Here is a 12,889-nt window from a genome sequence, read left to right as displayed (position 1 = left end):
AGCGCCCCATGCCCACGACCCCCGCCTACGCCGCCACCAGTGCCGCCTCGCCGCTGGCGCCGTTTTCCATCGAACGTCGCGACCCGGGCCCACGCGAGGTGCTGATCGACATCCTGTACTGCGGCGTGTGCCATTCGGACATCCACCAGGCGCGCGACGAGTGGGGCGGCTCGATCTTCCCGATGGTGCCGGGCCACGAAATCGTCGGTCGCGTCGCCGCAGCCGGCCCGGAAGTCACGAAACACGCGGTCGGCGACGTGGTCGGCGTCGGCTGCTTCGTCGATTCCTGCCGTCATTGCGCGCAATGCGAGGCGGGCGAGGAGCAGTACTGCGCCGAAGGCATGACCGGCACCTACAACAGCCGCGAGCGCGGCACCGGGGCGCCAACCTATGGCGGTTACTCGACCCGCATCACCGTCAACGAGGACTACGTCCTGCGCATCCCCGACGGCATCCCGCTCGAGCGCGCCGCGCCGCTGCTGTGCGCAGGCATCACCACCTATTCGCCGCTGCGGCATTACGGGCTGAAGGCCGGCGACCGCCTGGGGGTGGTGGGACTGGGCGGGCTGGGCCACATGGCGGTGAAGTTCGGCAAGGCGATGGGCGCGGAAGTGACGATGCTGAGCACGTCCGAGTCCAAGCGCCAGGACGCCGAGGAACTGGGCGCGCACGCCTTCGCCGCGACGCGCGACCCGGAGACGTTCAAGCGTCTGCGCGGTCATTTCGACTTCATCATCGACAGCGTGTCCGCGCCGCACGACTACAACGCCTACCTGTCGCTGCTCAAGGTCGACGGCACGATGGTGCTGCTGGGCGTGCCGGACCAGCCGGTTCCGCTGGCGGCCGGGGCGCTGATCATGCAGCGGCGCAGGCTGGGCGGCTCGCTGATCGGCGGCATCCGCGAGACCCAGGAGATGCTGGATTTCTGCGCCGCCCATGGCATCGCCTCGGACGTGGAGGTGATCGACATCGCCGACATCAACACGGCCTACGAACGGATGCTGCGCGGCGACGTGCGCTACCGGTTCGTGATCGACACCGCCAGCCTGTCACCGGCAAGTTGAAGTACTTGCAGGCGACGCGCGACGCGGGCAACGTCGCGCGATGCCCCAGCCTTCGATTCTCCCGCCGCCCCCGGCCGTGCCGCCTCCGCAGGTGAAGCGGGCAGGCCCGGTGCTGTACATGCTCGCGGCGGTGGCGCTGTTCGCGCTGATGGACGCCGGGCTCAAGCTGCTTGCGCCGCACTACCCGGCCCTGCAAGTAGCCACCCTGCGCGGCGCGTCCGCGCTGCCGCTGGTGCTGGGCTGGTCGCTGGCGTCGATCGGGGCGCGCGGGCTGCTGCGCGTGCATTGGCCGCTGCACCTGCTGCGCGGCGGGCTGGGCGTGACGATGATGGCCGGCTTCGTCTATGGACTGCGCACGCTGCCGCTGTCGACGGCGTACGCGATCAGCTTCATCGCGCCGCTGCTGGTCACGGCGATGGCGGTACCGATCCTCGGCGAAAAGGTGGGGCTGCGGCGCTGGGGCGCGATTGTGGTGGGGCTCGCCGGCGTGCTGGTCGTGCTGCGCCCCACGGGGCAGGGAATGATGACGCTGGGCGGGCTGGCGATCCTGCTGGCGGCGGTGTGCTACGCGGCCTCGGCGATCACCGTTCGCGTGCTCGCGCAGCGCGACAGCACCCAGGCGATGGTGTTCTGGCTGATGCTGATCCTGGTGGTCGGCGGCGGCGCGCTGTCGTGGCACGAATGGACGCCGGTCCAGGCGCGCCACTGGTGGGTGATCGCGGGGATCGGCGCGGTCGGCACCATGGCGCAGGTGCTGTTGACCGAGGCCTTCCGCCGCGGCGAGGCGTCGATGATCGCGCCGTTCGAATACACCGCGCTGGTCTGGGGCGTGATGCTCGACGTGGCGCTGTGGCAGGTGCTGCCCGATGGCATGACCTGGCTGGGCGCGGGAATCATCGTTGCCAGCGGGCTGTACCTGGTCAGGCGCGAGCGCGTGCGCAACGTGGTACGCCCGCAGCCGGTCGATCTTCCGTGAAGCGCGGCCGGCGAATCATCGTTTGCAGATCCCCTGCACGCGCAGCATGCTGCGTCAATGCCGCTACTGCTGATCCCACTGTTGCTGGTCGCCGTGTTGGTCCTTGCCGTGCTGCTCTACCCGCTCGGCCTGGTGCAGCGCTACCGCGCCGGCGTCGCGCGGCGCCGAGCACGCCCTTGGCTTGCCGGCCTCAACGCCTGGCTGCTGGCGGTGTCGGCGCTGTTGTTCGTGGCCAGCGCCTGGGTCGGCGAACACTGGGTCGCACATGCGCTTCTCTACGCGTGCTGCGGCTTGTTGCTGGGCGTGCTGATCGGGATCGCGGGCATCTGGACCACGCGTTTCGAGCACCACCCCGAAGGCGCGTGGTACACGCCCAATCGCTGGCTGGTGTTTGCGCTCACCATGCTGTTGGCCGCGCGTATCGCGCTCGGCATCTGGCAGACGCTGTGGCCGCCGTCGGGCGTGCAGCCGCCGTGGTTGCGCATGCTGGCCGACCACGCCACCCTAATCGGCATGGCCGGCGTGCTGCTCGGCTATTACCTCGGCTATGCGTGGGCGCTGCGGGCGCGCCTGTCACGGCGCTGAGCAGCCTGCAAGAAAAAGGCGGGTCCTTGCGGACCCGCCTCGGGACGACATGCCGCCACGTTAGCGTCGTCGGCGGGAGGCGTGCGGTCAGAACCGCGCGCCGATCCCCACGCCCACCATCACCGGGTTGAACTCGGTGGTGCCGGCCTTGGCGCCGTCGACGCTGATGTCGCCGTCGCCATCGAAGTAGCGCGCGTCGGCGCGTGCGAACCAGGTCGGGTTGATATTGACGTCGACGCCCACCGTGGCCACCGCCCCCTTGGCGGTTTCCACGCCGATGCGGTTGCCCGCGAGCGCGCCGGTATCCGCCGCCTTCTCGTTGCTGTAGTTGGTCTCGTGGTAACCGAGCCCGACGAACGGTCGCAGCGTGTTGTCGGCTGCGCCGAAGTGGTACTGCCCGCTGAGCGAGTAGGCCTGGCCGTCGATGCTGGCGGTCTTGTTGCCGCCGGTCGACACCCGGTAGCCGGCCTTGTCGGCGCCCCAGGCCTCGACCGAGATGTTGTCGGTGATGTTCCACGCCGCGCTGAGCGTCGGCGTGCCCTCGCCTTCGGCCTTGGTCAGGTTGCCGTCGACGACGGGATTGCGGGTGGGTTCGGTGAGCGAATAGCCACCGACCACGCTGAAGCGCTTGCCCGAAGCGGTGTCGCCGTCGGTGTCCTGGGCGAACGCGGCGGGCGCGAGCGCGGCGGTGGCGGCAAGGGCCAGGGTCAGTGTGCGAATGGACAACATGGGGAGTCTCCTCTTGATTGTTCTATGCCCCAGGGAGAGGGGCGGGGACAACCTAGCGAGCACCGCATGAACCGTGCTTGTTCGCGTCGGAAACGTTCAGGGAACTTTGACATCCGATTAAGCGAAAGCGTACGAGCGGCGAGAGCATGACGAAGGTCACTCCCTCCACCGGCACGCGCCCGCTCCGCAATTGCCGACGGAAACTGAATGCAGGACAAGACCACGGGGACGGGAATGCGGAATGTCGTGCTGGGCTGTGCGCTGATGCTGGTGGCCGGGGGCGCGCTCGCGTCCGATGGCATCGACGTCGATTGCGATGTGAACAGCGACTACGACTTCGCGCTGACCGACAAGAGCGTCATCCTGACCCGCGGGAACGGCGCGCCCAGGACCGTGCTGATGCGGCAGGGACGGCTGTTCGTCGACGACCGCTGGGTCGACGTCAGCGCCGCCGACCGCGACCGCCTGATCGACTACGAGCGCGAGGCCAGGGCGGCGATGCCGCTGGCGGCGGGGATCGCGCGCGACGCCGCCACCATCGCCTTCACCGCGCTGGGCGAGGTGGCCAAGGGCTTCAGCCGCGATCCGGCGGCGACCGAGACGAAGCTGCAGCAGGCCCGCGCCGATCTCGACCGCACCCTGGCGCGCTCGGTCAGCACCAGGCACTTCAACAGCCGGGAGCTGGGCAAGGGCATCGGCGAAGCGGTCTCCGAAGTGGTGCCGCGCGTGGTGGGCGATATCGTCGGCGGCGCGCTGCGCGCCGCGTTCACCGGCGACACCGGGCAGCTCGAGCAGCTGGACAAGCTCGACGCCCGCATCGAGGCGGTGGTCGAGCCGCGCGCCCGCGCACTCGAGCGCAATGCCGAAACGCTGTGTCGCACGATGCAGTCGCTCGACCGGATCGACGATGCGCTCGAGTACCGCCATGCCGGCAAGCCGCTGCAGCTGCTGCGAGTCGAGGTCAAGGACCGCGCGCAGCCCGCCCACTGAGCGTTCCCGCTCGCGTTCACGCCGATTTCTCCCCTGCGGCGTGGGCTCCGCGCCCTCCGTGCCCCCACGGAGGGCGCACCTTTCTCCGGGCTCCGCGCGCGGCGTGGAGTTGGCGCTGACACCGTGGCGGGCGACAATGGCCGTTCCCTGGCATTCCCCGGAGCGTCACATGGCCGATTTGAAGGAAGCACGCGTCCCCGACATCGGTGGTTTCGACGATGTGCCGGTGATCGAGGTGCTGGTCGCGGTCGGCGACGCGATCGCGAAGGACCAGGGGCTGGTGACGCTGGAGTCGGCCAAGGCGACGATGGAAGTGCCGTCGCCGTTCGCCGGCGTGGTCAAGGAACTGAAGGTCAAGGTCGGCGACACGCTGTCCGAAGGCGGCGTGGTGGCGATGATCGAGGCCGCCGGCGACGACGCGCCTGCCCAGCCGCCCGCGCCTGCTGCGGCCGTGCCGCCGCCGCGCGCGCAGCCCGAGGCGGCGAAGTCCGATGCGCCGCCCGACAACCGGACTGCGGAAACCGCCGCCAAGGTCGAACCGGTGGCGGTGGCCACGCAGCCCGACAACATCGTCCGCGGCGACGTCACCCGCTCCGGCGACGCCGTGCCGACGCCGGCGCGACGCCTCGATGCCGACGGCCTGATGCCGGACAAGGTGCCCTATGCCAGTCCGGCGGTGCGCCTGTTCGCGCGCGAGCTCGGCGTCGACCTCGGGCGCGTGCAGGGCAGCGCCCGCGGTGGCCGCATCACCCGGGACGACGTGCAGCAGTTCGTCAAGGGCGCGCTGGCCGGCGGTGGCGCCGTCGCCGGTGGTGGTGGTGGCCTCGACCTGCTGCCGTGGCCGAAGGTGGACTTCGCCCGGTTCGGCGAGATCGAGGTCAAGCCGCTGTCGAAGATCCGCAAGATCTCCGGCGCCAACCTCGCCCGCAACTGGGCGATGATCCCGCACGTCACCCAGCACGACGATGCCGACGTCACCGAACTCGAAGCGCTGCGCGTGGCGCTCAACAAGGAAAACGAGCGCGGCGCGGACAAGGGCGCCAAGCTGACGATGCTCGCGTTCCTGATGAAGACCAGCGTGGTCGCGCTGCAGAAATTCCCGGAGTTCAACGCCTCGCTCGACGCCAGCGGCGAGAACCTGACGCTCAAGAAATATTTCCACATCGGTTTCGCCGCCGACACGCCCAACGGGCTGGTGGTGCCGGTGGTGCGCGACTGCGATCGCAAGGGCGTGCTCGAGATCGCGCGCGAAACCGGGGAGCTGGCGAAGAAGGCGCGCGACGGCAAGCTCGGCCCGGCCGAGATGAGCGGCGGCTGCTTCTCGATCAGCTCGCTGGGCGGCATCGGCGGCACGTCGTTCACGCCGATCGTCAACGCGCCGGAAGTGGCGATCCTCGGCGTGTCCAGGTCGGCGATGAAGCCGGTCTGGAACGGCAAGGAATTCGCGCCGCGCCTGATCCTGCCCCTGTCGCTGTCCTACGACCACCGCGTGATCGATGGCGCCGCGGCCGCGCGCTTCACCGCGTATCTCGCGCAACTGCTCGGCGACATGCGGCGCGCGCTGCTGTAGGCGGGCCGATGCCGTCGATCGTCGCCCAGGCTGCACCCGGCACCGCTGGAGAGCGGGTGCGCGACGCGGCCGGGGCGGCCGTGAACCGCGGCTGGGACGACCTCGGCCCGGTGCTGGACTTCCACCTGCTGCGTGCGTCCGGCCTGGACGTCACGGTCGGCGGGCTGATCGCGGCGGTGCTGGTGATCGGGCTGACCTGGCTGGTGTCGGCGCTGGTGCGGCGCGCGGTGAACCGGTTCGGCGACCGCCACCAGGGCGTGAACCGGGCCGCGCTGTACGCGGTGTCGCGCCTGATCCATTACGTGCTGCTGCTCGCCGGCATCCTGCTGGCAATGGACTTTGCGGGCATCTCGCTGGGCAAGTTCGCGCTGTTCGCCAGCGCGGTGGGCGTGGGCCTGGGCTTCGGCCTGCAGGCGATCTTCGGCAATTTCATCGCCGGCCTGGTGCTGCTGTTCGACCGCTCGCTGAAAGTGGGCGACTTCGTCGAACTCGACAGCGCCACCCGTGGCACCGTGCGCGCGATCAACATCCGCGCCACCCGCATCATCACCAACGACAACATCGGCGTGCTGGTGCCCAACTCCGAGTTCGTCAACGGCCGCGTGGTCAACTGGACCCACCGCAGCGTCAACCGCCGGATCCGCGTGCCGTTCCGGGTTGCGTTCGGCGTCGACAAGGAGCTGGTCAAGAAGGCCGCGCTGGAAGCTGCCGCGCGGGTGCCGTTCACGCTCGCCACCGAGGGCGAGAAGCGCCCGCAGGTCTGGCTGGTGGCCTATGGCGAGAGCGGCGTGGAGTTCCTGCTGGTGGTCTGGCTGACCGGTGCCGCGGCGCGGCGCAACGTCGCGATCCAAGCCGCCTACCTGTGGGAACTCGACAGCTCGCTGAAGGAGCACGGCATCGAAGTGCCGGTGCCGCAGCGCGACCTGCGCGTGCGCTCGGCCTTCGGGCTCGAAGGCGAGCGCGCGATGCAGCGCCTGCTGCACGAACGCGTCCACCCCGAGCCGGTGGCCGCCGGAACCGGGACGGTGGCGCCCGCGGAACGCCGCGCCCTGTCCGGCAACGACGCCTCCGAGGACACCCAGCGCCAGATCGCCGAAGACGAAGCGCTACGCCTGCAGGCCGAGCGCGAAGCGGCGCTTTCCCCACCATCCAAGGCCGGCCCCGCGCGCGGCCGCCTGCCCCCCGAGGAGTAACGACATGGCGACGCTCGAAGTGAAGGTTCCCGACATCGGCGGATTCGACGACGTGCCGGTGATCGAGGTGCTGGTCGCTGTCGGCGACACGATCGCGACAGACCAGGGACTGGTGACGCTGGAATCGGCCAAGGCGACGATGGAAGTGCCGTCGCCGGTGGCGGGCGTGGTCAAGGAACTGCGCGTGAAGGTCGGCGACACGCTCTCGGAAGGCAGCGTGGTGGCGGTGATGGAAACGCAGGAGGCTACCGATGCTCCCGCCGCCGCCGCAGGTGCCGATGACGCCGGCAAACCAAACCCTCCCCGCACGGCTGCCGGAGAGCAAAGCGCGCAAGGCAAGCCGGGCGAGGGGTCTGCTCCGAAAGCGCCGGCGTCCCCCGAGCCCTCCCGCGCCAGCGGGAGCGCAGGCAAGAGCGCAGGCAATAGCGAGACTCCCGCACCGCAAGCTGCGTCGGCAAGCGGTCGCAAGCCCGACATCGAATGCGCCGTCGTCGTCCTCGGCGCCGGGCCCGGCGGCTACACCGCCGCGTTCCGCGCTGCCGACCTGGGCCTGGATACGGTCCTCGTCGAGCGCTATGCGCAGCTGGGTGGCGTGTGCCTCAACGTCGGCTGCATTCCGTCCAAGGCGCTGCTGCACGCGGCCGCGGTGATCGACGAGGCCCTGCACGCGACCGACTACGGCGTCGACTTCGGCAAGCCCAGGATCGCGCTCGACAAGCTGCGCGCCTACAAGGACAAGGTGGTCGGCCAGCTGACCGGTGGCCTGTCGGCGATGGCCAAGCAGCGCAAGGTGCGCGTGGCGACCGGGCAGGCAAAGTTCGTGTCCGCCAACGAGCTCGAAATCACCGGCCAAGGTGGCGACACGCAGCTGCTGAAGTTCGGGCAGTGCATCATCGCCGCCGGTTCGCAGGCGCTGAAGCTGCCGGGTTTCCCGTGGGACGATCCGCGGGTGATGGATTCGACCGACGCGCTCGAACTGGCCGACGTGCCGAAGAAGCTGCTCGTCGTCGGCGGCGGCATCATCGGCCTGGAGATGGCGACGGTGTATCGCGCGCTCGGCAGCGAGGTCACGGTGGTCGAACTGGCCACGCAGCTGATGCCCGGCGCCGACCCGGACCTGGTCCGGCCGCTCGCCGACCGGCTGAAGAAGCAGGGCGTGTCGGTGCACCTGGAAACGAAGGTGGTCGAGGCCCAGGCCGGCAAGGCCGGCATCGCATGCAGCTTCGAGGGCAAGAGCATCCCGGACGCCGGCACGTTCGACCGCGTGCTGGTCGCGGTCGGGCGCGTGCCCAACGGCGGCACGCTCGACGTCGGCAAGGCCGGCGTGCGCGTGACCGAGCGCGGCTTCATCGACGTCGACGCGCAGATGCGCACCAACGTGTCGCACATCTTCGCCATCGGCGACCTGGTCGGCCAGCCGATGCTGGCGCACAAGGCGACGCACGAGGGCAAGCTCGCCGCCGAAGTCGCCGCCGGCGAAAAGAAGGAATGGGTAGCGCGGGTGATTCCGTCGGTGGCCTACACCGATCCCGAGATCGCGTGGGTCGGCGTGACCGAAACCGAGGCGAAGGCCAAGGGGCTGAAGGTCGGCGTGGGCAAGTTCCCGTGGGCCGCGTCGGGCCGCGCGATTGGCCTGGGCCGCACCGAGGGCTTCACCAAGCTGGTGTTCGACGAGGCCACGCAGCGCATCGTCGGCGCCGGCATCGTCGGCGTGCACGCCGGCGACCTGATCGCAGAAGCCGCGCTGGCGATCGAGATGGGCTGCGAAGTCGCCGACATCGGCCACACCATCCATCCGCATCCGACCCTCAGCGAATCGGTCGGCATGGCGGCGGAGGCCTACGACGGCACGATCACCGACCTGTACATCCCGAAGAAGAAGTGATCCGCCGCGCCGGGCCGGCGCATGTTGCCGCGCGCCGCGCTGCCGGATGCTGCACCGAAAAGGCCCCGCATTGCGGGGCTTTCTTCTGGTCCTCTCCCTGTTTCGGAAGGCGCTTTCGCTTCCTGTCGGATCGCAGGCATCGCGCGGCCTGACGGAGCCCCGACGCGACCGGCAGACCTTCGGGGCGACGCCCCCGGCATCCGGCCTGGCGGCGGCTGCCTCCTCCTTGGTTTCGCCCTGAAGACCTGCCGGTCGCGTCGGGCTGTGGGATTGCGGGCTTCTCCAAAGCCAAGCTCCGCTGCGCTCATGCAGCCATGGCACAACTTGCAGCACCGGGTGTGAGTGGCCCGGGATGCGAAATCAAGGAGGAGGCGTCGGCGCGAGGCCGACGCCGGGGGACATTCGCATCCCGGGCCACTCACGCCCGGTGCCCCCATCCGGCGGACGCCGCGCCTTTCCTCGGTTGGGCGAAGTCCTTTGCGCCGCGATCAGAATGCGAACGTCACGCCGGCGGTCGGCCCCTTGAAGGTCAGGTCCATGCCGGCGCTGCCGTCGTCGTAGGCGCGGTTGACGTCGAGCTTGAACCAGTCGTAGCCCGCGTACACGCCGAAATTGCGGGTGAAGCGGTACTCGACCAGCGCGTTGGCGCGGCTGATGTCGCCGCTGTAATCGTTGAAGTCGCCCCAGTCGGCATCCAGGTACTGCGCCTGCGCAGTGAAGCCCCACTTCTGGTCGGCGGTGTGGGTCGAGAAGCGCGCGCCCACCACGGGTGCGACGCCGGTTTCGCTGTCGCGGCTTTCGAAGCTGTCGGTGCCATCGGTGGCGTAGACGTTGCCCTCAAGCCGCGCCCATTCGGCGCCGATCTGCAGGCCGAAGCTGGTGGTCGGCGTTTCGACCAGCGCGTAGTCGTACACCACGCTGCCGAGCGCGAATTCGGCCTCGGCCTTGGCCATGCTGCCGGCCGGGACGGTGATGTCGCCCAGCACCACGTCCTCGTCGAGGGCGTAGCGCTTGTCGCGGTCGTACTGGAAATAGTTGAACAGCAGCCGGTTGCGTTCGCTGAAATGGAACACGCCCTCGACCCGCGGCGCGGTGTCGTCGCCGAAGTCGAGATGCTCGCTGGTGTAGCGATAGGTGTCGCCGGCGAAATCGACGGTGCCGTTGAGGCGGACGTCACCGCTGGCCTGCATGGCGCCGAGGCGCAGGGTGAACCGATCGTCGTCGGCATGGGCGGCCAGCGAAGCCAGCGCGCCGGCGGCGGCGATGGAGAAGGACACGGCCCGGATGAAATGACTCACTTGGTTTGCTCCGAGGGGGGGAGGGAACGCAATCCGTGGCGGGATCGCAGTGCGTATTTAGTGCAGCGGCGCGGTCGAATGCGCGTGAAGCGCGGCGCGATCGCGCGACGCGCACCTCGGGAGCGTGTGTGTGTGACGCCCGCCTCATGCGCGCATGCGCGCACACCAGCCCCGGAACGTGCCGATGCCGATGCGCGTGCGAAGCCCAAGCGTCGAACTGTGACGCATCGACGACCGGGCAGGGGTTTGCCCCAGATGCGGGAACACGGCCTTGCCGGTATCCAGTCAGCACAGGGGAGACCAGGGAGAGAGAGCGACATGAAGCATGTGATCAGGACTGCGCTGGTGTTGGCCGGTGCAATGGGGAGCGCGACGGTATCGGCGGGCGCGATCGGCGTGATGCCGTCGCAGGCGGCTGATGAGGCCAGGGCGCTGGCCGAGGCCGGTGCCACCGGCGATTTCGCACGGAACCTGCAGGCGCAGGAGAAACGCCTGCAGAACGAGCGTTCCTATTATCCGGCGATGTTCCGCGCCGCCTACGCGCGCTACCCGCGGATTCCCGCCGGCACGCTGGAAGCGCTGGCTTACAGCCAGAGCCGCTGGCACCAGTTGCGGCCCGACCGCAACGGCGAGCCGCGCCACGGCGACATGCCGCAGGCCTGGGGCGTGATGGGCCTGTATGCGGGGGAAGGCTTCGCCGACCAGGTCGCTGAAGCCGCCGCGCTGCTGGGCACCACGCCGGAACGGGTCAAGCACAATCCGTCGACGAACATCCTCGCCGCGGCGGTGTTGCTCGATCGCGAACTGCGTGGCACGGCGCGCGACGACGAAGCGCTGGCGCAGGCGCTGCAACGCTACGCGGGCTTCGGCGGCCAGGCCGGCGCCGCCGTGGGTGACGTGGATGCCTACGCCCGCGCCAGCTTCGCCTTCGACGTGCTGCTCGGCATCGACCGCGGCGTGAACGACAACGGCATCCGCGTGCCCGAGCGTGCAGTGCAGTGGGAGCGGGCCTTCCCCGCGGACACGCTGGTCAGGCTGAACGCGCCGCTGGTGCGGCTCGACCTGGACCGGGATGTCCCGGAGACCGGGGCGTTCGCGATCGACCCGCGCACCGAGCAGCTGGTCGCTCGCGCGCCAGACGGGGAGGATGCCGGCATCGTCGACACGTCCGCCAGCGCCACTCTTGCGACGGTGGATTTCCCCGGAGCGCGTTGGGTGTACTCGCCCAACCAGTCCTCACGCAGCGGAACCGCGGTGCGCGAGGTCGCCGTCCACACCATGCAGGGCAGCTACGCCGGCTCGATTTCCTGGTTCCAGAACGCCAGCTCCGAGGTCAGCGCGCACTACCTGATCCGCAGCTCCGACGGCCAGGTCACGCAGATGGTGCGTGAGAGCCAGAAGGCCTGGCACGTGCGTTCCCACAACCCGCACTCGATCGGCATCGAGCACGAGGGCTACATCAGCAATCCCGACTGGTACACCACGGCGATGTACAACGCGTCGGCTGCGATCACCCGGCAGTCGTGCGCGCGCTACGCGGGCATCGTCTGCACGCGCGCGATGCGCTCGTACACGACGGCGGACCTGAGCGATGCCGATTACGACATCATCGGCCACCAGAACCTGACCGACAATTCGCACACCGACCCGGGCAAGTACTGGAACTGGTCGAAGTACTACGGCCTGATCAATCCGTCGTCCGGCACCACGACCATCCTCGACAGCTTCGAAAGCAGCGTCGGCCACTTCGTGACCAGCCCGACGTACTCCGGCAGCACCACCGGCATCGCGACCGCATCCACCGCCGCGCGCAACTGCAGCATCCGCCACAACGGCTCATGCTCGCTGCAGGTGCGGCTGGTGGACAATACGTCGTCGTCGTCGTCGTGGGCGGTGCGCTTGCTCTCCGGCAGCGGCAACCCCGGCAGCAACACCGGGCTGTCGCGCAATGGGCGGGTCGGGTTCTGGGCGTTCGCGGCCGGCAGTGGCGTCAGCGTTGCGGTCGGGATCGACGACAGCGATGGCACCGAGCGCTCGGTTTCGCGCGCGCTGCCCGCCAACACGTGGACCTACGTGGAATGGAAGCTGTCCGACTCCGCGCAGTGGAACGCCTGGGCAGGTGGCGCCAACGGCGCGATCACCGCCAGCACGGTCAAGCTCGATGCGGTCTGGCTGTACCACGCCAACACCAGCTACACGGTCAATACCTATATCGACAACGTGCAACTGATCAACTGACGAAGAACGGGCGCCCGGCCAGCCGGGCGCCTTTTCCGCGGCGGCCGAAGGCTCGCGCCAGGCCGATCCGCGAGACGAAAAAAAGCCCCGGCCATGGAGAGAACCGGGGCTTCGGGGCCTGTAGCGGATCCGACGAGGAATTGGGACACAGGCCTCGGGATCATTGACCGTGCCTGCCGCGAAAGGTTCCGCCGACCGCGTCCGGCGGACGCGCCCGCCCCGGGCGGAAAGCCCTGAAGAATCAAGGCTTCTGGCGGTTGCCGGCCAAATCCGGGCCCTGCTATACTTCCGCGGCTTCGCAGGAGGGATTTGCACAGGGCAGATCATGCGGCCCTCCGCGGCAGGTCCCCGCAAGCTGAAC

10 protein-coding genes are annotated in these 12,889 nt (G+C 69.3%); 8 read left to right on the top strand and 2 right to left on the bottom strand.

All coding sequences use genetic code 11. From position 1 onward, the window contains the following. Nucleotides 1-8: 8 nt before the first annotated feature. The 3 genes from ACFOM9_RS08675 (at nt 9) to ACFOM9_RS08665 (ending at nt 2,625) form a co-directional block, all read left to right on the top strand. Nucleotides 9-1,064, top strand: coding sequence for an NAD(P)-dependent alcohol dehydrogenase (locus ACFOM9_RS08675; protein ID WP_386709052.1), 1,056 nt, complete (start codon nt 9-11; stop codon nt 1,062-1,064). A gap of 118 nt (nt 1,065-1,182) precedes the next feature. Then, nucleotides 1,183-2,040, top strand: coding sequence for a DMT family transporter (locus ACFOM9_RS08670; RefSeq protein ID WP_386710951.1), 858 nt, complete (start codon nt 1,183-1,185; stop codon nt 2,038-2,040). A 57-nt stretch (nt 2,041-2,097) separates the two neighbouring features. Next, a complete protein-coding gene (locus ACFOM9_RS08665) occupies nt 2,098-2,625 on the top strand; it encodes a DUF1453 domain-containing protein (protein WP_386709049.1) in 528 nt (175 codons plus the stop codon). A gap of 87 nt (nt 2,626-2,712) precedes the next feature. On the opposite strand, the gene ACFOM9_RS08660 is transcribed toward ACFOM9_RS08665, so the two are convergent. Beyond that, the gene (locus tag ACFOM9_RS08660; RefSeq protein ID WP_386709046.1) at nt 2,713-3,354 is read right to left on the bottom strand and encodes an OmpW/AlkL family protein; all 642 of its coding nucleotides are present in this window, start codon (nt 3,352-3,354) and stop codon (nt 2,713-2,715) included. A 207-nt stretch (nt 3,355-3,561) separates the two neighbouring features. Here ACFOM9_RS08660 and ACFOM9_RS08655 point away from each other — a divergent pair, with 207 nt between their 5' ends. The 4 genes from ACFOM9_RS08655 to lpdA all read left to right on the top strand — a co-directional run bounded on the left by ACFOM9_RS08655 (nt 3,562) and on the right by lpdA (nt 8,992). Then, on the top strand, nt 3,562-4,344 hold the full coding sequence (locus ACFOM9_RS08655) for a DUF2884 family protein (RefSeq protein ID WP_386709043.1): 783 nt from the start codon (nt 3,562-3,564) through the stop codon (nt 4,342-4,344). A 136-nt stretch (nt 4,345-4,480) separates the two neighbouring features. Next, nucleotides 4,481-5,914: a dihydrolipoyllysine-residue acetyltransferase gene (gene aceF, locus ACFOM9_RS08650; protein WP_386709040.1), complete on the top strand. Its 1,434-nt coding sequence runs from the start codon at nt 4,481-4,483 to the stop codon at nt 5,912-5,914. 8 nt (nt 5,915-5,922) lie between these two features. Next, complete coding sequence (locus ACFOM9_RS08645; RefSeq protein WP_386709037.1) at nt 5,923-7,107, top strand: mechanosensitive ion channel family protein; 1,185 nt, start codon at nt 5,923-5,925, stop codon at nt 7,105-7,107. A gap of 4 nt (nt 7,108-7,111) precedes the next feature. Then, on the top strand, nt 7,112-8,992 hold the full coding sequence (lpdA, locus tag ACFOM9_RS08640) for a dihydrolipoyl dehydrogenase (RefSeq protein ID WP_386709034.1): 1,881 nt from the start codon (nt 7,112-7,114) through the stop codon (nt 8,990-8,992). A 488-nt stretch (nt 8,993-9,480) separates the two neighbouring features. On the opposite strand, the gene ACFOM9_RS08635 is transcribed toward lpdA, so the two are convergent. Continuing rightward, complete coding sequence (locus tag ACFOM9_RS08635; protein ID WP_386709031.1) at nt 9,481-10,290, bottom strand: hypothetical protein; 810 nt, start codon at nt 10,288-10,290, stop codon at nt 9,481-9,483. Between the two features lie 318 nt (nt 10,291-10,608). Here ACFOM9_RS08635 and ACFOM9_RS08630 point away from each other — a divergent pair, with 318 nt between their 5' ends. Then, nucleotides 10,609-12,528 (top strand): N-acetylmuramoyl-L-alanine amidase, encoded by a 1,920-nt coding sequence (locus ACFOM9_RS08630; protein ID WP_386709028.1) that lies wholly within the window; start codon nt 10,609-10,611, stop codon nt 12,526-12,528. The last annotated feature ends 361 nt before the right edge of the window (nt 12,529-12,889 follow it).

It is taken from the genome of Luteimonas notoginsengisoli (assembly GCF_042648885.1).
In the GTDB taxonomy this organism is placed as follows: domain Bacteria; phylum Pseudomonadota; class Gammaproteobacteria; order Xanthomonadales; family Xanthomonadaceae; genus Luteimonas; species Luteimonas notoginsengisoli.
The sequence above is the reverse complement of the archived record's forward strand: the minus strand, read 5'-3'. Positions and strand labels throughout refer to the sequence as shown.

Excerpts from the sequence above, each read along its gene's own strand:
- ACFOM9_RS08675 (WP_386709052.1), top strand. The coding sequence starts at position 9 with ATGCCCACGACCCCCGCCTACGCCGCCACCAGTGCCGCCTCGCCGCTG.
- ACFOM9_RS08670 (WP_386710951.1), top strand. The coding sequence starts at position 1,183 with ATGCTCGCGGCGGTGGCGCTGTTCGCGCTGATGGACGCCGGGCTCAAG.
- ACFOM9_RS08665 (WP_386709049.1), top strand. The coding sequence starts at position 2,098 with ATGCCGCTACTGCTGATCCCACTGTTGCTGGTCGCCGTGTTGGTCCTT.
- ACFOM9_RS08660 (WP_386709046.1), bottom strand. The coding sequence starts at position 3,354 with ATGTTGTCCATTCGCACACTGACCCTGGCCCTTGCCGCCACCGCCGCG.
- ACFOM9_RS08655 (WP_386709043.1), top strand. The coding sequence starts at position 3,562 with ATGCAGGACAAGACCACGGGGACGGGAATGCGGAATGTCGTGCTGGGC.
- aceF (WP_386709040.1), top strand. The coding sequence starts at position 4,481 with ATGGCCGTTCCCTGGCATTCCCCGGAGCGTCACATGGCCGATTTGAAG.
- ACFOM9_RS08645 (WP_386709037.1), top strand. The coding sequence starts at position 5,923 with ATGCCGTCGATCGTCGCCCAGGCTGCACCCGGCACCGCTGGAGAGCGG.
- lpdA (WP_386709034.1), top strand. The coding sequence starts at position 7,112 with ATGGCGACGCTCGAAGTGAAGGTTCCCGACATCGGCGGATTCGACGAC.
- ACFOM9_RS08630 (WP_386709028.1), top strand. The coding sequence starts at position 10,609 with ATGAAGCATGTGATCAGGACTGCGCTGGTGTTGGCCGGTGCAATGGGG.